At 78.2% G+C, this 18586-nt stretch carries 13 protein-coding genes; 7 read left to right on the forward strand and 6 right to left on the reverse strand.

Annotation, left to right across the window (positions count from 1 at the left end; genetic code table 11):
- The first annotated feature begins 45 nt into the window (after nucleotides 1-45).
- Nucleotides 46-936: a YflT domain-containing protein gene (locus P9841_RS16110; protein WP_283319604.1), complete on the forward strand. Its 891-nt coding sequence runs from the start codon at nucleotides 46-48 to the stop codon at nucleotides 934-936.
- A 54-nt stretch (nucleotides 937-990) separates the two neighbouring features.
- Here the strand turns inward: P9841_RS16110 and P9841_RS16115 are convergent, their stop codons facing one another.
- Nucleotides 991-2547 carry an aminopeptidase P family protein gene (locus tag P9841_RS16115; protein ID WP_283319605.1) on the reverse strand — a complete coding sequence of 519 codons (1557 nt, stop codon included), beginning with the start codon at nucleotides 2545-2547 and terminating at the stop codon, nucleotides 991-993.
- A 66-nt stretch (nucleotides 2548-2613) separates the two neighbouring features.
- Between P9841_RS16115 and P9841_RS16120 the strand changes: the two genes are divergently transcribed.
- Genes P9841_RS16120 through P9841_RS16130 form a run of 3 tightly spaced genes read left to right on the forward strand, consistent with a single transcriptional unit; the run spans nucleotide 2614 to nucleotide 5013 of the window.
- Nucleotides 2614-3456, forward strand: a complete 843-nt coding sequence (locus P9841_RS16120; RefSeq protein WP_283319606.1) for a PHP domain-containing protein — start codon at nucleotides 2614-2616, stop codon at nucleotides 3454-3456.
- A complete protein-coding gene (locus tag P9841_RS16125) occupies nucleotides 3453-4076 on the forward strand; it encodes a MarC family protein (RefSeq protein WP_283319607.1) in 624 nt (207 codons plus the stop codon). The genes P9841_RS16120 and P9841_RS16125 overlap by 4 nt, the downstream gene beginning before the upstream one ends.
- A gap of 55 nt (nucleotides 4077-4131) precedes the next feature.
- The gene (locus P9841_RS16130) at nucleotides 4132-5013 is read left to right on the forward strand and encodes an oxygenase MpaB family protein (RefSeq protein WP_283319608.1); all 882 of its coding nucleotides are present in this window, start codon (nucleotides 4132-4134) and stop codon (nucleotides 5011-5013) included.
- 89 nt (nucleotides 5014-5102) lie between these two features.
- Here P9841_RS16130 and P9841_RS16135 read toward each other — a convergent pair whose 3' ends face one another.
- Both P9841_RS16135 and P9841_RS16140 read right to left on the reverse strand, forming a co-directional pair.
- Complete coding sequence (locus P9841_RS16135; RefSeq protein WP_502847886.1) at nucleotides 5103-6788, reverse strand: DEAD/DEAH box helicase; 1686 nt, start codon at nucleotides 6786-6788, stop codon at nucleotides 5103-5105.
- Between the two features lie 336 nt (nucleotides 6789-7124).
- Nucleotides 7125-8456 (reverse strand): MFS transporter, encoded by a 1332-nt coding sequence (locus tag P9841_RS16140; protein WP_283319609.1) that lies wholly within the window; start codon nucleotides 8454-8456, stop codon nucleotides 7125-7127.
- Between the two features lie 102 nt (nucleotides 8457-8558).
- Here P9841_RS16140 and P9841_RS16145 point away from each other — a divergent pair, with 102 nt between their 5' ends.
- Entirely contained in the window at nucleotides 8559-9290 is a 732-nt protein-coding gene (locus P9841_RS16145; RefSeq protein WP_283319610.1) for a ferritin-like fold-containing protein, read from the forward strand.
- Between the two features lie 111 nt (nucleotides 9291-9401).
- Here P9841_RS16145 and P9841_RS16150 read toward each other — a convergent pair whose 3' ends face one another.
- Both P9841_RS16150 and P9841_RS16155 read right to left on the reverse strand, forming a co-directional pair.
- Entirely contained in the window at nucleotides 9402-9626 is a 225-nt protein-coding gene (locus P9841_RS16150) for a DUF3107 domain-containing protein (protein WP_222170135.1), read from the reverse strand.
- Nucleotides 9627-9669: 43 nt separating this feature from the next.
- Nucleotides 9670-10365 (reverse strand): TetR/AcrR family transcriptional regulator, encoded by a 696-nt coding sequence (locus P9841_RS16155; RefSeq protein ID WP_283319611.1) that lies wholly within the window; start codon nucleotides 10363-10365, stop codon nucleotides 9670-9672.
- 143 nt (nucleotides 10366-10508) lie between these two features.
- On the opposite strand from P9841_RS16155, the gene P9841_RS16160 reads away from it, so the two are divergent.
- Together P9841_RS16160 and P9841_RS16165 are read left to right on the forward strand one after the other, a co-directional pair.
- Nucleotides 10509-13925, forward strand: a complete 3417-nt coding sequence (locus P9841_RS16160; protein WP_283319612.1) for an ATP-dependent helicase — start codon at nucleotides 10509-10511, stop codon at nucleotides 13923-13925.
- A complete protein-coding gene (locus P9841_RS16165; protein WP_283319613.1) occupies nucleotides 13922-17485 on the forward strand; it encodes an ATP-dependent helicase in 3564 nt (1187 codons plus the stop codon). The genes P9841_RS16160 and P9841_RS16165 overlap by 4 nt, the downstream gene beginning before the upstream one ends.
- A gap of 115 nt (nucleotides 17486-17600) precedes the next feature.
- On the opposite strand, the gene P9841_RS16170 is transcribed toward P9841_RS16165, so the two are convergent.
- Nucleotides 17601-18536: a phosphotransferase gene (locus tag P9841_RS16170; protein WP_283319614.1), complete on the reverse strand. Its 936-nt coding sequence runs from the start codon at nucleotides 18534-18536 to the stop codon at nucleotides 17601-17603.
- Nucleotides 18537-18586 lie beyond the last annotated feature (50 nt).

The raw sequence follows: 18586 nt of genomic DNA on the forward strand, positions 1-18586 counted from the left end.
GTCGGCGGGCGCGCGCCACGACCGCGACCCGGGGCGAGGCTGGGCGTGACCTGGACGTCGGCCATGAAGTGCCTGCGCATCGCCCCGCAGGCCTGGCGGGTCGGGCCCGCGCTGGGCGAGGATGGGCGCATGTCGTTCTCCGGAGCCACCCGCGTCCCCCGCACGCCCACGCTGCCGCAGGGCGAGACGGTCGCGTCCTACGGCACCTACCTCGAGGCGCAGAAGGCGGTCGACCACCTGTCCGACCGGCAGTTCCCGGTCCAGCTCGTCACGATCGTGGGCACCGACCTCAAGATGGTCGAGCGCGTCACCGGGCGGCTGACCTACGCCCGGGTGGCGATGGGCGGGTTCGGCTCCGGCGCGTGGTTCGGCGTCTTCGTCGGCCTGCTCTTCCTGCTCACCAGCAGCAACGCGGGCATCCTGCTGACGTCCGTGCTGGTCGGCGGCGGCTTCGGCCTGCTGTTCTCGGTGATCTTCTACTCGTTCACCGGCGGCAAGCGGGACTTCACCTCGCAGAGCCAGATCGTCGCGTCGCAGTACGCGGTGCTCTGCCAGTCCGAGAAGGCGGCGGACGCGCGGCAGCTCCTCCGGGAGGTCGGTGGCGTGCGCGTCGGCGAGGGCCGGACGCCGGTCCCGCCCGCCGCCCCGTTCGGTGCACCCCCGTCGGACCCGTCGGCGAGCCACCCGGTCCCCGGCCACGCCGGCCCGGTGCCGCCGGTGCCGCCCGCCCCCGGCGCGCCGACCCCGCCCGCGGAGCCGCGGTACGGGCAGTACGCGCCCGGCGCCGGCGCCCCGCCGGCGGAGCCGCGCTACGGCCAGTACGCCCCGCAGCCGCCGACCGCGCAGCCGCCGGCCGCGCAGCCCCCGGCGCAGCCCGAGGGCGAGCAGCAGCCGCCGGCACCCGACGTCCCGCCCTCGCGCGGCACGTCGGGCTGACGCGACGACGGCCCGGCACCCCCGCGGGGGAGCCGGGCCGTCGTGCGTGCGGGGTCAGCGGCCGAGCAGGCCCGCCATCCACGCCTCGACGTCCTCCGGGCGCCGGGGCAGCGCGGCCGACAGGTTCTCGTTGCCGTCGGCGGTGACCAGCACGTCGTCCTCGATCCGCACGCCGATGCCCCGCAGCTCGGCCGGCACCCGCAGGTCGTCGGACTGGAAGTAGAGACCGGGCTCGATCGTGAACACCATGCCGGGCTCGATCACCGCGTCCAGGTACATCTCCCGGCGCGCCTGCGCGCAGTCGTGGACGTCGAGACCGAGGTGGTGGCTCGTGCCGTGCACCATCCAGCGGCGGTGCTGCTGACCCTCGGGGGCGAGCGACTCCGCGGCGGGGACGGGCAGCATGCCCCACTCGTCCAGGCGGGCGGCGATCACCTCCATGGCGGCCGCGTGCACGTCCCGGAACCGGTTGCCGGGCACCGCGACCGCGAACGCCGCGTCGGCCGCGTCGAGCACCGCCTGGTAGACGCGACGCTGCGCCTCGGTGAACGTGCCCGTCACCGGCAGCGTGCGCGTCACGTCCGCGGTGTAGAGCGAGTCGACCTCGACGCCGGCGTCGATGAGGACGAGCTCGCCCTCGCGCACCCGGCCGTCGTTGTCGGTCCAGTGCAGCGTCGTGGCGTGCGCGCCCGCGGCGGCGATCGTCTCGTAGCCCACGTAGTTGCCCTCGACGCGGGCCTGCGACAGGAACGTGCCCTCGATGACGCGCTCGCCGCGCCGGTGCGCCACGGCCTCCGGCAGCCGCCGCACGACCTGCTCGAACCCGGCGACGGTCGCCGCGACGGCCGCGCGGAGCTCGCCGACCTCGTGCTCGTCCTTGACCAGCCGCAGCTCGGACAACGCCTCGACCAGGGCGGCGTCCCGCTCGCCCGCGTCCTCGGCGGCCCGGATCTCCTCGACCACGGCCTCGACGGCCTCGTCGACCTCCGGCACCACCAGCAGCCGGATGCCGTCCGTGCCGACGTCCTTCGCGAGGGCGTCCCGCAGCTCGTCGCTGTGCGCGGTGCGGATGCCCGTGACCGTCTGCATGTCCTCGAGGGTCGGGCGCGGGCCCACCCAGAACTCGCCGTAGCGGGAGTCGGAGAAGAACTCCTCGGTGTCCCGGCCGGCGAGCGGGCGCATGTACAGCACGGCGCGGTGCGTCGACCGGGTGCCGTCGGGCAGCTCGTCGCCCTCGCCGTCCGCGGCGGGGTGCAGCACCAGCACCGCGTCCGGCTCCTGCTCCCCGCCCAGGCCCGTGAGGTGGGCGAAGGCCGAGTGGGGGCGGAACCGGTAGTCGGTGTCGTTGGACCGCACCTTGTACGCGCCGGCCGGCACCACGAGGCGCTCGCCGGGGAACTGCGCGGCCAGCCGGGCGCGGCGCGCGGCGGTGAACGGCGCCACGTCCGCGGGCGCCGCGGTGCTCGCGGGGCGCTCCGCCCAGCCGGAGGTCACCCAGTCCAGGAACGCCGCCGAGGACGGGCGCTGGCTGCGGTTCTGGCCGCGGTCGGCGAGCGTCTGCTCCGACGGGGCGGCGGCGGGCGAGGTCTCGGGAGCGGGTTCGGTGGCCATGCCCTCCAGTCTGGCACCGGGCGCCCGGCGCCGGGGACGGCCCCGGGCCGCCGGTAGGCTTCCGCGGTGCGCATCGACCTCCACACCCACTCGACGGCCTCGGACGGCACCGAGCCGCCGGCGGGGGTGGTGGCGTCGGCGGCGGCCGCGGGGCTCGACGTCGTGGCGCTCACCGACCACGACACCACGGCCGGCTGGGCGGAGGCGTCAGGTGCCGCGCGGCGGCACGGGATCGCGCTCGTGCCCGGGACGGAGGTCTCGGCGCTGCGGGGAGGCGTCAGCATCCACCTGCTGTCCTACCTCCAGGACCCCGCGCACCCGGCGCTCGCCGGCGTGGTCGCGCGCACCCGGGAGGCCCGCCTGCACCGCGGGCGGGCGATCGTCGAGCGGCTGTCGCGCGACCTGCCGATCACCTGGGAGGACGTGCTCGCCCAGCAGGCGCCGGGCACGGTCGTCGGCCGCCCGCACATCGCGGACGCGCTCGTCGCGCTCGGGCTGGTGCCCGACCGGAGCGCGGCGTTCGCCGACCTGCTGTCGGCGCGCGGGCGCTACTACGTGCCGTACTACGCCCCCGAGGCCGTCGACGCGGTCGAGGCGGTCCGGGCGTCCGGCGGCGTCCCGGTGTTCGCGCACCCCGGGGCGGACGGCCGCGGGCGGATCGTGGCGGACGCCGTGATCGCCGAGCTCGCCGAGGCCGGGCTGGCGGGGCTCGAGGTGCACCACCGCGACCACGCTCCCGAGCAGCGCGCCCGCCTGACGGAGCTCGCTGACCGGCTCGGCCTGCTCGTCACCGGGTCGAGCGACTACCACGGGGCCGGCAAGGACAACCGCCTGGGCGAGAACACCACCGCCCCGGAGGTCCTCGCGGAGATCGAGCGCCAGGGCACGACGCCGGTGGTGCGACCATGAGCACCGTGCTCGACTGGCGACTCCTCTCCGAGGTCTTCATCACCCTGTTCGTCATCATGGACCCGCCCGGGACGGTGCCGATCTTCCTCGGCCTGACCGGGGCGATGACCCGGCAGCAGCGCAACCGCGCCGCCCGGCAGGCGATCCTCGTGGCGTTCGGCGTCATCCTGGTGTTCGCGGTCTTCGGGCAGAGCCTGCTGTCGTACATGCACATCTCGCTGCCCGCCCTGCAGGCGTCCGGCGGCCTGCTGCTGCTCCTCGTCGCGATGGAGCTGCTGACCGGCAAGGCCGAGGAGCCGCAGCCCTCCGGCAACTCCAAGGTGAACGTCGCGCTGGTCCCGCTGGGCACCCCGCTGCTCGCCGGCCCCGGCGCCATCGTCGCGGTGATGGTGTTCGTCCAGCAGTCCGACGGGACGCTCGCCGACTGGCTCGCGATCGCGCTCGGCATCGTGCTGGTGCACGTCTGCCTGTGGCTGGCCATGCGGTTCGCCGGGTTCATCCACCGGCTGCTGGGGGACTCCGGGACCACGCTCGTGACGCGCATCGCGGGACTGCTGCTGGCCGCCATCGCCGTGCAGCTCGTCGCCGACGCGGTCGTGGCGTTCGTCCAGGCCGCCTGACCCGCAGCCCGGTGCCGCCGTGGCGCCGGGGCGCGCGCCGTACGAGGATCGGCGCGTGACCACCTCCACCACGACCCTGCGGGGCCGGCTCGGCGACGAGCTGTTCGCCCGCGTCGCCGGCCCGCGCGGGGCCCAGGTCCGCGAGCGGATCCACGCGACGCCCGGGCCGCGGTGGTTCGGTCCCGACGACGCGATCCGGCGGGTGCACGCCGACGCGTCGATGTTCGTCGGCGGGCTGACGGCCCTGCTCCTGCAGTCCTGGCACCCGCTGGCGATGGCGGCGGTCGCCGCGCACTCCGGGTACCGGTCCGACCCGTGGGGGCGGCTGCAGCGCACCAGCACCTTCCTGGCCGTGACGACGTTCGGCACCGCCGAGCACGCGCAGCAGGCCGTCGACACCGTCCGCGGCATCCACGACCGCGTCACCGGCACGACGCCCGACGGCCTGCCGTACGCCGCCTCGGACCCGCACCTGCTGCGGTGGGTGCACGTCACCGAGGCCCACGCGTTCCTCACGGCGCACCAGCGGTACGGCGCCCGGCCGCTCGACGCCGCCGGCTGCGACGCGTACGTGGCGCAGGGCGCCCGGGTCGCGCGGGCGCTCGGGGCCACCGACGTGCCCGACACCGTGGCGGGCCTGCGCGCGACGCTCGACGCGTACGTGCCCGAGCTGCGCGGCACGCCCGAGGCGCGGGAGGCCGCGGAGTTCCTGCTCGCGCGGCCGCCGGTCCCCGCCGCCGCGCTCCCGCCGTACCGGGTGCTCTCCGCCGCGGCGATCGGGCTGCTGCCCCGCGCCGCGCGCGCACCGCTCGGCCTGCCCGACCGCGCGTGGCTCGACGCGACGCTCGCCGACGCGGGCGGCCGTCTCGTCACCCGGCTCGTGCGGTGGGCGCTCGCGACGACACCGCCGCCGCCGACGGCCGACGCCGCGCGCTGAGCGGGCGCCACGACGACACGAGGGCGCCCCGCCGTGCCGGCGGGGCGCCCTCGTGCGTGCGGGCCTCGGCCCTCGTGCGTGTGCGGGCGTCAGCCCTCGGCCGGGGCCGCGGCCCCCTGCTCGCCCGCCGGGCGGCCACCGCGGGTGCGGCGGCGGTTGCGCCGGCGCCGGGGCGCGGTGCCCTCCTCGCCGTGCCCCTCCGGGCGGTCGCCGGCCGGGCGCTCGCCCGCACCGGTCGCCTCGGCGGCGGCGCCCTCCGGGGCCCGCTCGTCCGAGCCGTGCCGGCGGGTGCGCTGCCGCCCGCCGTCCCGGCCGCTCTCGCGCCGGCCGTCGCGGGCGCCGTCACGGCCGCCGTCGCGACCCCGGCCGCCGGCGTCGCCGCGGCCGGAGGTGTGGCGCTTGCCGGTCTCGCCCAGGTCCTCGAGCACCTCGGCGTCGAGGCCCTCGCGGGTCCGCTTCGAGCGCGGCAGGCGACCGGTCGTGCCCTCGGGGATGCCGAGGTCGGTGTACAGGTGCGGCGAGCTGGAGTACGTCTCCTGCGGCTCCGGGAAGCCGAGCTCCAGCGCCTTGTCGATGAGCGACCAGCGCGGCAGGTCGTCCCAGTCGACGAACGTCACCGCGGTGCCCTTGTGCCCGGCGCGGCCGGTGCGGCCGGTGCGGTGCAGGTAGGTCTTCTCGTCCTCGGGGCACTGGTAGTTGACGACGTGCGTCACGTCGTCCACGTCGATGCCGCGCGCCGCGACGTCCGTGGCGACCAGCACGTCGACCTTGCCGTTGCGGAACGCCCGCAGCGCCTGCTCGCGGGCGCCCTGCCCGAGGTCGCCGTGCAGCGCCCCGGCGGCGAACCCGCGCTCGATCAGCTCGTCGGCGACCTTCGCGGCCGTGCGCTTGGTGCGCGCGAACACGATGGTCAGCCCGCGGCCCTCGGCCTGGAGCAGCCGCGCCAGCACCTCGACCTTGTCGAGCGCGTGCGCGCGGTAGACGACCTGCTTGATGTTCTTGACGGTCTTGCCGACGTCGTCGGGCTCGCTCGCCCGGATGTGCGTCGGCTGCGTCATGTAGCGGCGGGCCATCGCGACGACGGCGCCGGGCATGGTCGCCGAGAACAGCATCGTGTGCCGCGAGGCGGGCGTGCGGGCCAGCAGCTTCTCGACGTCGGGCAGGAACCCGAGGTCCAGCATCTCGTCGGCCTCGTCCAGCACGACGCAGCGCACGCGCGTCAGGTCCAGGTGGCCCTGGTTCATCAGGTCGATCATGCGGCCCGGCGTCCCGACGACGACCTCGACGCCGCGCTGCAGCATCTCGATCTGCGGCTCGTACGCGCGGCCGCCGTAGAGCAGCGCGATGCGCACGGAGCGGCGCTTCGACGCCGTCTCCAGGTCGCCCGCCACCTGCACGGCGAGCTCGCGGGTCGGCACCACGACGAGCGCCTGCGGCTTGCCGGGCGCGGGCAGGGTGTCGAAGCCCTCCTCGCCGGGGGCGACGACGCGGTGCAGCAGCGGGACGCCGAAGCCCAGCGTCTTGCCGGTGCCGGTCTTGGCCTGGCCGATGATGTCGTGGCCGGACAGCGCGACCGGCAGGGTCATCGCCTGGATCGGGAACGGCGCGGTGATGCCGGCGTCCGCCAGGGCCGCCACGATCTCGGGGCGGACGTCGAAGTCGGCGAACGTCACGTCCTGGGCCTGGACGGACGCGGCGGTGCGGGTGTCGATGGTCTCCACCGCGACGTCCTCGGGCGCGAGGCCGGCGTCGGTGGTGGGTTCGGTCGAGGTCACGGACTGCTCTTCACTCGTGAAGGTGGCGTGCCGCGCGCCGCACCCGGGACCGGGCAGCGGCGGGCATCGCCACGGATGGTCCGGCAGCCGATCGTGCAGGTCAGTCGAGGGCGGTCCGGACGCCCTGGGGGCGTCGCGACGCGCTCGGAGCACCGAGGTCGAGACGACCGGGCAACCGATGTACACCCCGATGATACGCACCCGCCCCGGCGGCGCGCCGGAGCGGGGCGGGTCGCGGCGCGTCCGGCCCCCGCGCGGACGCGCCGTCAGGGGTCGAGCGGACGCGCCGTCGGCGGTCGACCGGACGCGCCGTCAGGGGTCTGCGCGGACGCGCCGTCAGCGGGCCGCGGGTGCGGCCGCCGCGGCGGGTGCCGTGGTGCCGTCCGCCGCGCCGCCGGGCCGCGCGGCCGCCGCGCCGCCGGCCGGCACCCCCGCCGGGCCGGTGGCGTCGGTCTCCTCCGCCGCCGCGTCGAGCGCCGCGGTGAGCCGGCGCTGCTGCGTCGCGGCCAGCACCAGCGCCAGGGCGGTCGCGGTCACCGTCACGGCGAACGCCGCCCGGTGCCCGTGCACGTCGGCGAGCCGGCCCGCGACCGTCGAGCCCACGGCGTACCCGATGCCGGTGGCCGACGCGAGCGCCGTCATCGCCGCTCCCGTCCGCCCGGGCGGGACGACGCGCTCACCCAGGGAGAACACCGCGATCATGTACGGCGCGATGGCGCAGCCGAGCACGGCCACCGCGGCGGTCAGCGCCGGCAGCGTGCCCACGAGCAGCAGCGGCCAGGACAGCAGGACCATCGCGGCGGCCGCGGCGAGCACCCGCCGCTGCTGGCCCACGCGGGCCGGGATGAACGCGGTGCCGATGCCCGCGAGCGCGCTGCCGATGCCGAGCACCGCGTGCACGAGCCCCGCGAGCCCGGGCTGCCCGGCCTGCGTCGCGAGCACCGTCGTGCCGGTCTGCGTGGCGCCGAACAGGACCCCGACCGCGGACTGCGCCACCACGAGGACGGCGAACGCCCCGGTGAGCAGGCGGCCGGACGGCCGCGTGTGCGGTCCGGAGACCGTGCGGCGCGCGGTCGGGTGGAGGGCGAACGCCGTCCCGAACACCGCGAGCAGCGCCGCGGCGGTCAGCAGGGCGCCCGCCGGGGACAGCGCGACGGCCACCAGGCCGACCAGGGCCGGCCCGATCGCGAAGGAGGCCTCGTCGGCCGCGCCCTCGTAGGAGAACGCGGCGTCGACCAGCCGGCGCCGCTCCGGGCCCGCGTCCGCCGTGATGGACCGCCACCGCACGCGCGCCAGGGGCCCGACCTGGGGCAGGGCGAGCCCGGTGACGGCGGCCACGGTGGCCAGCACGGGACCGCTCGCGCCGCCGTCGGCGAGCAGCGGCAGCCCCGTGAGCGCGGCGGCCCCCGCGAGGGACTGCACGAGCACGACCGGTCGCTGGCCGTAGCGGTCGGCGAGGCCGCCGGCCACGGGCGCGCCCGCGGCGTTGGCGACGGCGAGGCACCCGGCGGCGAGACCGCCGAGGCCGTACCGGCCGGTGGTGGTCGAGACGAGCAGGAGGGTGCCCAGCTGGGCCATCGCCATCGGCAGGCGGCCCAGGAAGGCGACGGCCACGTAGGCGGGCCCGGCGAGCCGGAGCAGGCGGGCGTAGGAGGACAGTGCGGTCACGAGGGCCTCTCGGGGTACGTCGGTCCGACGCGCCTCCCCGCCACCAGGTCGCGTCACAGCCCTCAACTGCGCCCAGTCTAGCCGCGGCGCTACGATGCGCGGATGACCGAGGCCGTTCACGACGCCCACCCGATCGCCGACGCTTCCGACACCGTCGAGCTGCTCGGCCTGGTCGCGCACCTGCAGCACGTGGCTTTCGGCCGGCTCGCGGAGGACGCCCGCGTGGCGCCCTCGACCGCGCAGCAGCTCGAGCTCAGCCGCCTCGCGGCGGCCGCCGTCACCCGCCGGGACGCGGTCCTGGAGCGGGTGGTCGAGCTGGGCGGCGACCCCGAGCGGTGCCTCGGGGCGTACGCCCGGCTCATGGAGGACTTCGACTCGCGCACGCAGCCGAGCACCTGGTGGGAGCGGCTGCTGCGGTCCTACGTCGCCGACGGGGTGTCGGACGACTTCTGCCGGATCGCGGCCGCCGCCGTCGACCCGCGGTCCCGCGCCCTGCTGCTCGAGGTGCTCGACGACGCGGCCCACGAGGACCTCGCGGTCGGCGAGCTCGAGGCGGCGGGTGCCCAGGACGAGGTGCTCGTGTCGCGGCTCGCGCTGTGGGGCCGGCGGCTCGTCGGCGAGGCGCTGGGCGTCGTGCAGCAGGCGATGGCCGCGCACCCGGGCCTCGGGCGTCTCGTGACCCGGCGTGCACCGGGCGAGGCGACCGCCGGGGCGCCGGCGGACGAGGCCGCGCCCGCGGCGCCCGAGGAGGACGCCGCCGCACCCGCCCGGCTGTTCGGCGAGCTGACCGCGGAGCACACCCGCCGGATGTCGCGCCTGGGCCTGACGGCCTGACCGGGCGGCCGGGAGCCGCGCTCCCGTCCGCCCCCGCCGACGACGACGCCCCCGGCACCTCGCGCGAGGTGCCGGGGGCGTCGTGCTGCGGGGCCGGTCCGCCCCGCCGGGTCAGAGGGCGCCGAAGCCGACGCGGCCCTTCGACTCCGTGCCGATCTCGACGTAGCCGATCGACGCCGACGGCACGACGACGCGCCGCCCGCGGGTGTCGACGAGCTCCAGGACGGGCTTGCCTGTGAGGGCCTCGGTGACGGCGGCGGTGACCTCGTCGGCGGTCTGGTCCGACTCGATCACCAGCTCGCGCGGCAGGTTCTGCACCCCGATCGTGATGTCCACGCTGGTCGTCTCCTCGCTCGTCCGGATGTGCTGCCTCGTCATCCTAGGCCGGGCGGGCGTCGTCGCCGCCCTGCTGCGGCTCCCGTTCGCCCTCGGCCGACAGGCCCGGGACGAACCCGGCCACGCCGCCCCACGCGAGCCGGGCGACGAGCGACGCCGTCTCGCGCGCCGACGGCGGCCCCGGCGTGCGCAGCCGCCGCGTCGCCGCCTCCTGCGCGATCGCCGCGACGCTGGGGGCCAGCAGCGCGGCGGTCGCGTGCGGGACGCCGGCCACGCCGGAGAGCACGGCCTCGACGCGGCTCGTGACGACCGCCGTGGCGCGCTCGACGCGCGCCCGGACGCCGTCGTCGTGGCGGACGTCCGACTCGAACAGCAGCGCGGAGGACTCCCCGGCGCGGTCCACGAAGTCGAGGTAGGCCCGGACCACGCCGGTGATCACGGCCCGGGCGTCGTGCGGCCGGACCTCGCCGGCTGGGTGCTCGGCGACCGCGGCGTCGACGGCGGACAGCAGCTCCTCGCCCCGGGCGTCGACGACCGTCAGGTACAGGTCGAGCTTGGAGGGGAAGTGCCGGTAGAGCACGGGCTTGCTGACCTCGGCCCGCTCGGCGATGTCGTCCATCGACACGTGGTGGAAGCCCTCGGACGTGAACAGCTCCTGCGCGATGCGCAGCACCTGCGCGCGACGCAGGGCCCGGGGCATGCGCACCGGTCGGCCGCGGCCGGTCGGGGGCTGGTCCATCGGGCGATGATAGCCAGCGGCCCCCGGCGGGAACCGGCCGTCTCGCGACGGTCGCGGGGACCCCGGGCCGGGGTCCGTCGCGCGCCTGCTCCGGGGTCGCAGCGGTGCCCGCGGGTGTCGGTGGGGTGTGATGGGATCGGGCCGTGACCGTGACACCCGCCGCCCCGCCCGGCCCCGCCGGCCTGCGCCTGGTGCGGCCGGTGCTGGCGGACGTGCCGCCCCCCGTGCGGCTCGGTGCGGACCAGCGTGCGGTGGTGCAGCGGCTGCTCACCGGAGGCGACCGCGCGCTGCTCGCCGTCGGCGCCGCGGGGACGGGCAAGACCCTGCTGGCGGTCGAGGCCGTGGCCGCGGCGCTCGGGGCCGACGACGACGCCCTGCTGCCGTCACCCGGCACCCCGTCGCCGGACGAGGTGCTCGTGCTCGCGGCGGGCCGGCGTGCCGCGGCCGAGCTGCGCGACCGGATCGGTGCGCGCGTCCGCCGCACCACCGGCCAGGCGATGGTGCGCACCGCCGCGTCGGCCGCGTTCGCCGTGCTGCGCTCGCGGGCCGCGCTGCTCGGCGAGCCCGCGCCGACGCTGATCTCCGGGCCGGAGCAGGACCTGGCGCTGGCCGAGCTGCTCGCGGGCCACGCCGCCGGCGAGGGCGTGCCGCTGCGGTGGCCCGCGGGCGTCCCCGAGGACGCGCTGACGCTGCGGGCGTTCCGCGGCGAGCTGCGCGACCTCCTCATGCGGGCGGCCGAGCGGGGCGTCGGACCGGACGGGCTCGCCGCGCTCGGGGAGCGGCACGGGCGCCCCGAGTGGGTGGCCGCGGCCACCCTGTACGCCGAGTACCTGGACGTCACGACGCTGCGCGCGGGCACGCCCGACGCGGGGGCCCGGCACGACCCGGCGACGGTGGTGGAGGAGGCCGCCGAGGCGCTGCGGGCGTGGGACGAGGAGCTGCCGGGCCGGCCGCGGCCGCGCTGGCGCCTCGTGGTCGTGGACGACTACCAGGAGGCGACGGAGGCCACCGCGCGGCTGCTGCGCGTGCTCCAGGACGACGGGGCGAGGCTGCTGCTGCTCGCCGACCCCGACGAGGCGGTGCAGACGTTCCGCGGCGCCACGCCCGCGCTGGTCGGTCGCGCCGACGCCGACGGGGACGGGCCGGGCGAGCTCGGCGCGCACCGCATGGTGCTCGAGTCCGTCCGGCGCCACGGCCCCGCCCTGCGCGAGGTCGCCGGACGGGTGTCGCAGCGCGTGGCCGTCGTCGGCGGGGCGGCGCACCGCCGGGCGGTCCCGGTCGCGCCCCTGGACGGGAGCGGTCCGGGCGGAGGGGGCGCCGCCGCGGCGGACGACGGCGGGCCGCGGGCCGGCGGCAGCAGGCCGGGCGCGCCTCGCGACCTGGTGCGCACCGCGGTGCTCCCCGGCCCCGCGCAGGAGGCCGCCTGGATCGCCCACGCCCTGCGCCGGGCGCACCTCGAGGACGGCACGCCCTGGGCCGAGATGGCCGTGGTCGCCCGGTCGGGTGCGCAGGTGACCGCGCTGCGCCGGGCGCTCGGGTCCGCGTCCGTGCCGGTCGCCGTGGTGGGCAGCGACGTGCCGCTGCGTGACGAGCCCGCGGTGCGGCCGCTGCTCGACGCGCTGCGCTGCGTCCTCGGCGCCGACCGCTCGGGCCGGGCGGACCTGGCGGACCGCGCGGACGGGACGGGTGACGGCCTCGCGCTCGACGCCGGGCTCGCGGCGCGCCTGTGCTGCTCGCCGCTGGGCGGCATGGACGCCGTGGGCCTGCGGCGGCTGCGGCGAGCGCTGCGCCAGGAGGAGGTCGGCGCGGGCGGCGGCCGGCCGAGCGACGAGCTGCTGGTCGAGGCCCTCGCGTCCCCCGGTCGGGCGGCCACGCTGCCGCCGGCCGTGCGCCGCCCGGTGGTCCGGCTCGCCGGCGTGCTCGCGGCCGGGCGCGCGGCCGCCGCCGACCCGGGCGCCGACGCGCAGACCGTCCTGTGGGCGCTGTGGGAGGCGTCCGGGCTCGCGGACCCGTGGCGCCGGGCGGCGCTGGCCGGCGGGCCGGGCGGCGCGCGGGCGGACCGGGACCTGGACGCGGTCCTCGCGCTGTTCCGGGCCGCCGAGACGTTCGTGGACCGGATGCCGCAGGCCCGGGCCGCGGCGTTCCTGGAGTGGGTGGAGGCGCAGGAGCTGCCGTCCGACACCATCGCGGCGCGGGCCCGCCGGGACGCCGTCGCCGTGCTGACCCCGGCGGGTGCCGCGGGCCGCGAGTGGGACGTCGTCGCCGTCGCCGGCGTCCAGGAGGGCGTGTGGCCGGACCTGCGGCTGCGCGACTCGCTGCTCGGGTCGCAGGCCCTCGTCGACGTGCTGGCGGGCCGTGCCGCCCCCGGGTCCGGCACCGGGGGACCCGACGTGGGCGCGGCGCGCGCCGCCGTGCTCGCCGACGAGCTGCGCTCCTTCCACGTCGCGGTCACCCGGGCGCGCCGGGTGCTGCTCGTCACGGCCGTGTCCGACGAGGACGACCAGCCGTCGCCGTTCCTCGACCTCGTCGAGCCGTGCGACGAGGACGACGACCCGCGCCGGACGTCCGCGCCCGCCCCGCTCGACCTGCGCGGGCTCGTGGCGGGGCTGCGGGCGCGGCTGGAGGACGCGGTCCGGCGGGGCGAGCCGGACGAGGGGGCCGCGGTCGTGCTCGCGCGGCTCGCCGACGCCGGGGTGCCCGGGGCCGACCCGGACCAGTGGCACGGGCTCGCCGAGCCGTCGAGCGACGCCCCGCTGTGGCCGGAGGGGCAGCGGGTCCCCGTCTCCCCGTCGCGCGTCGAGACGGCGGGCACCTGCACGCTGCGCTGGGCGCTCGAGGCCGCCGGGGGCACCGCGCCGAGCAGCACCCGGCAGTCGCTGGGGACGCTCGTGCACGCCCTCGCGCAGACGTTCCCGCGCGGCGGCCGGGAGGAGATGCTCGCGGAGCTCGACCGCCGGTGGCCGGAGCTCGGGCTCGGCTCGGGGTGGCCCGCGACGCTCGAGAGGCGACGGGCGGAGGCGATGGTGGCGCGGCTCGCCGGCTACCTGGCGACCGCGGCTGAGCCGCTGGCCGTCGAGGCGCGGTTCGAGCTGCAGCTGGACCGCGCGGTGGTGCGGGGCACGCTCGACCGCGTGGAGCGGGCCGCGGAGGGTCCCGAGGACGCGGGCGGCGCGGGGGGGACGCCGGTCCGGGTCGTCGACCTCAAGACCGGCCGCACGGCACCGTCCGCGCAGGAGGCGACGACCAACCCCCAGCTCGGGGCGTACCAGCTCGCCGTGGACGCCGGCACGGTCGAGGGGCTGCCCCCGGGGTCGCGCAGCGCCGGGGCACAGCTCGTCTACGTGTCGGACGTCAACAAGTCGCAGGCGGCCGTCCGGCAGCAGCCGGCGCTCGGGCCGGACACCCCCGCGGAGCCCTCGTGGGCCCGCAGCCACATCGAGGAGGTCGCCGAGCGGATGGCCGCGTCGTCCTTCGCCGCGACGGCGAACGCGCTGTGCGACCGGTGCCCCGTGCGCCGGTCGTGCCCGCTGCGGGACGAGGGCGGGCAGGTGGTGGGATGACGACCACGACGAGCACGACGGGCACGACGGGCACGACGACGGTGCGGCCGGCGCTCTCCGCGCACGACGTCGCCCGGCTCCTGCGGCGCGACCTGCCGACCGACGAGCAGGTCGCCGTCATCGAGTCCCCGCTGCGACCTGCGCTGGTGGTCGCGGGCGCGGGGTCGGGCAAGACGGAGACGATGGCGGCGCGCGTCGTGTGGCTGCTCGCCAACGGGATGGTGGCGCCCGAGGAGGTGCTGGGCCTGACCTTCACCCGCAAGGCGGCCGGTGAGCTCGCGGAGCGTGTCCGCCGGCGCCTGCGCCACCTCGCGCGGGCGGCGGCGGCCGAGGGCGTGCACCTGCCGGGGCTGTCGGTCGCGGAGGACGCGGCCGACGGCGGCGCGGGGCTCCTGACCGTCGCGCGGCCGACCATCTCCACGTACAACGCCTACGCCGCGTCGCTCGTCTCCGACCACGGGTTGCGCCTGGGCGTCGAGCCGGCCGCGCGCCTGCTCGGGGAGGCCGCGCAGTGGCAGCTCGCCAGCGAGGTGGTCGAGTCCTGGACGGCCGACCTGGACTCGGCGGCGGCCGTGTCCACGGTCGTCGAGGCCGTGCTCACCCTGTCCGGGGCGCTCGACGAGCACCTGCTGACCCCCGAGGAGGCGCGCCGGCGGATCGAGGGCATCGTGGACGCCATCGAGTCGACGCCGCCCGGCGTGCCGCCGCGGGCGCCGTACGCGAAGGTCCGCGACCTCGTCGCGTCGCTGCGGGAGCGGCAGCGGATGCTCGACCTCGTCGCGGCGTACCGGGAGCGCAAGCGCGCCGCCGACGCCCTCGACTTCGGCGACCAGGTGGCCGTCGCCGCCCGGCTCGCCCGCGACGTCCCGGAGGTCGCGGCGGGGGAGCGGGCGCGGTTCCGCGTGGTGCTGCTCGACGAGTACCAGGACACCTCGTACGCCCAGCTGGTCCTGCTGTCCGCGCTGTTCGGTGCCGGCCACCCGGTCACCGCCGTCGGCGACCCGCACCAGTCGATCTACGGCTGGCGCGGCGCGAGCGCCGGCGGGCTCGAGCGGTTCCCCACGGACTTCCCGGACGTGGCGCCCGACGGCGACCGCCGGCCGTCCGCCGTCTACGCGCTGTCCACCTCCTGGCGCAACGACGTGCGGGTGCTCGACGCGGCCAACCACGTCGCCGGGCCGCTGCGCCGGCCGGACCGCGCCCGCGTCACGCTGCCCACGCTCGCGCCCCGCCCCGGAGCCGGACCCGGCGACGTGGTCGCGCACCTCGCCCCGACCCTGGAGGAGGAGGCCCAGGCCGTCGCGGACTTCGTGGCCGCGCGCTGGCGCCCCGAGCGCGGCCGCGGCGTGCTGCCGGGCGCCGACGGCGCGCCGTCGCCCGACGGCTCGCGGGTCACCGCCGCGGTGCTGTGCCGCAAGCGCGCCCAGTTCCCCGTCCTGCACCGGGCGCTGCGCGCGGCCGGGCTGCCCGTCGAGGTCGTCGGGCTGGGCGGCCTGCTCGCCACCCCGGAGGTCGTGGACGTCGTCGCGCTGCTCCAGGCGGCGCACGACCCGTCCCGCGGCGACGCCCTCATGCGCCTGCTCACGGGCGCCCGCACGCGGCTCGGCGCGGCCGACCTGCACGCGCTCGCCGACTGGTCCGCCCACCTCGCGCGCGGACTGGACCGGCGGTCCGTCGCGGCGGGCACCGCCACGGCGGCGGCAGGCGCAGCGGCCAGCGTCGACGCGGGCGTGCTCGCGGGCGGGGACGTGCCGGCGGGCGGGGACGTGCCCGCCGCGGGAGTCGCGCCCGCCGGCGCCACGACGCCCGCGGGCACGCGCCCCGGCGCCGTCGCCGACCCGCCGGCCCCCGTGGTCGCCGACGTGGTGGACGAGCGCAGCATCGTCGACGCGGTCGACTCCCCACCGCCGCCCGGCTGGACCGGTCCCTCGGGCCGGCGGCTCACCCCCGCCGGCCTGGCCCGCGTCGTCGACCTCGGCGCCGTGCTGCGCGCGGTGCGCCAGCACACCTACCTCTCCCTGCCGGAGCTCGTCGGGCACGCCGAGCGGCTCTGGGGGCTCGACATCGAGGTCGCGGCGCGCCCGGGCCTGAGCCCGGGCCGTGCCCGCGCGCACCTCGACGCGTTCCGCGAGGTGGCCGTGCGGTACTCCGACGCCACGGACGACCCGAGCCTGGGCGGGTTCCTCGCCTGGCTGGAGTCGGCGGACGCCCACGAGCATGGGCTCGACATGCCCGTCGCCGAGCCCGACCCCGACGCGGTGCAGCTCATCACCGTGCACGCGGCGAAGGGCCTGGAGTGGGACGTCGTCGCCGTGGCCGGCCTCGTGGACGGCGGCCTGCCGGCGACGCGCACGCAGGGCAAGGACGGGCCGACCGACTCCGCGTGGCTGACGGGGCTCGGTGAGCTCCCCTACCCGCTGCGCGGCGACCGGGCGGACCTGCCCGACCTCGCCTACGCCGGCGCCGCCGACCCGAAGGACCTGGAGGAGCGGCGCCGGCGGTTCCTGCAGGACGCCGGCGCGCACCAGGTGGCCGAGGAGCGCCGCCTGGCGTACGTGGCCTTCACGCGCGCGCGCTCGGCCCTGCTGCTCACCGGTGCGTGGTGGGGCGACGGCAGCCGCCCGCGCCCGCCGTCGCTGTTCCTCACGGAGGTGGTCGAGGCCGGTCTCGCGCGGGTCGCGGGGTGGGCGACGGCGCCCGACGACGACCACGCGAACCCGCGCACCGAGGAGGCCGCGTCGGCCACGTGGCCCGCGGACCCGTTCTCCGGGCCCGGTGACGGCGCCCCGTCGCGCCGCCCGGCGGTCGAGGCCGCGGCGGCCGCGGTCCGCGCGGCACGGACCGGCGACCGCCCTGTGGACCCGACCCCCTGGGACCGCACGGTCGAGCTGCTGCTCGCGGAGCAGGAGGCGGAGTCGCGACCCCGGCCCGAGGTGGAGCTCCCCGCGCACCTGTCCGCGTCCGCGGTGGTGCGGCTCGCGGCGGACCGGGCGGAGTTCGCCCGGGCGCTGCGCCGGCCGGTGCCGCAGCGCCCGTCCCCGCAGGCCCGCCGCGGCACGCAGTTCCACGCCTGGGTGGAGGGGTTCTTCGGTGCGCCCGCCCTCGTCGACCTGGACGACCTGCCCGGCGCCGACGACGACTCGGTGGCCGTGGACGCCGACGAGGCGGCGCTGCGGGCGGCCTTCCTGTCCACCCCGTGGGCGGCGCTCGAGCCGGTCGCCGTGGAGGTCGACGTGGAGACCACCGTCGCCGGCTACGTGCTGCGCTCGCGGATCGACGCGGTGTTCCCCGACCCGGACCGGCCCGGCGTCCCCGGGGCGGTCGTCGTCGTGGACTGGAAGACCGGCGCGCCGCCGGCCGACCCCGCCGCCACCGCCGTCCGGGAGCTGCAGCTCGCGGTGTACCGGCTCGCGTGGTCCCGCTGGACCGGCACGCCGCTCGACCGGGTGGACGCGGCGTTCTGCTACGTCGGCGCTCGGCGGACCGTCCGCCCGGAGCGGCTGCTCGGGGCCGACGAGATCGAGGGCCTGCTGCTGTCCGCCACGGCCCCGCCCGCCTGAGCGCGCGCCGCCCACCCGCGTCGGTCCTGCGGCCGAGGTCCGCTCCGAGCGCGCGCCGCCCGGTCCCGGTCGGTCCTGCGGCCGCGACCCGCCCGAGCCGACGCCGCCCGTGCGTTCAGCTCGAGGCGGTGCCCTGCTCCGCCACGTCGCGGGTCTGCTCGTCGAGCTCGTCGAGCATCTGCACGGCGTCCGCGACCACCTCGTCGTCGCCGGACCGCACGCCGTACAGCAGCCACCGCGCGAGCGCCAGCTCCCCGGCGAGCAGCGCCCGCTCCGCGAGGTGCGGGTCCTTCAGCTCGGTGCGCCGCAGCTGGTAGGCCTCCATGACGGAGTCCACCGCCTCCTGGGGTGCGGCCACGAGCAGCCACGCCAGGTCGTCCGCGGGGTCCGCCACCTTCGCCTCGCCCCACGCGACCACGCCCGTGACGGCACCGTCCGCCACCAGCACGTGGTCCGCCGACAGGTCACCGTGCACGACGGTCGGGATGAACTTCCACAGGGAGACGTCCTCGAGGCGCTCCTCCCACCGGCGCAGCAGGGTCGCGGGCACCCGCCCGGTGCGGGCGGCCTCGTCCACCTCGGCCTGACGGCGCTGGCGGTAGGCGGCCGCGTCGTACACGGGCAGCCCGGCGTCCTCGACGACCGACACCGGGAGCTCGTGGAGCGCGGCGATCGACCGGCCGAGGGACGCGGCGACGCCCGGGCCGGGCTGCAGCCGCTCGAGCGCGATCTCGCGCCCGGGCAGCTCGCGGTGCACGACCACCCGGCCGCCCTCCTCGAGGGGAGCCGCGCCGGCCACGCGCGGTACGTCGAACGGCAGCCGGCCGGCGTCGACCTGCTCGGCGAGCGCACCCAGCAGCACCAGCTCGGCCTCGAGCGCCGCGCCGGCTGCCGCCGAGCGGGGCGCGCGGACGACCCAGTGCCGGCGCTGGGTGTCGGTCACGAGCGCGACGTCGTCGTCCCCGGCGCCGCCGCCGGGACGCACCTCGCGCGCGTCGAAGCCGGGGACGGCGACGGTCGCGAGGGCGGCGAGGGCGAGGGGTGAACGCACCGTCCCAGGGTAGGACCCGCGCCCGCGCTCGGCCGCCCGCACGGGAACCT

Source organism: Cellulomonas sp. ES6 (assembly GCF_030053835.1).
Lineage (GTDB): Bacteria > Actinomycetota > Actinomycetes > Actinomycetales > Cellulomonadaceae > Cellulomonas.

What these genes read in the sequence shown, in the direction of transcription:
- P9841_RS16115 (WP_283319605.1), bottom strand. Translation starts at nt 2,547, where the DNA reads ATGGCCACCGAACCCGCTCCCGAGACCTCGCCCGCCGCCGCCCCGTCG.
- P9841_RS16145 (WP_283319610.1), top strand. Translation starts at nt 8,559, where the DNA reads ATGACCGAGGCCGTTCACGACGCCCACCCGATCGCCGACGCTTCCGAC.
- P9841_RS16155 (WP_283319611.1), bottom strand. Translation starts at nt 10,365, where the DNA reads ATGGACCAGCCCCCGACCGGCCGCGGCCGACCGGTGCGCATGCCCCGG.
- P9841_RS16125 (WP_283319607.1), top strand. Translation starts at nt 3,453, where the DNA reads ATGAGCACCGTGCTCGACTGGCGACTCCTCTCCGAGGTCTTCATCACC.
- P9841_RS16165 (WP_283319613.1), top strand. Translation starts at nt 13,922, where the DNA reads ATGACGACCACGACGAGCACGACGGGCACGACGGGCACGACGACGGTG.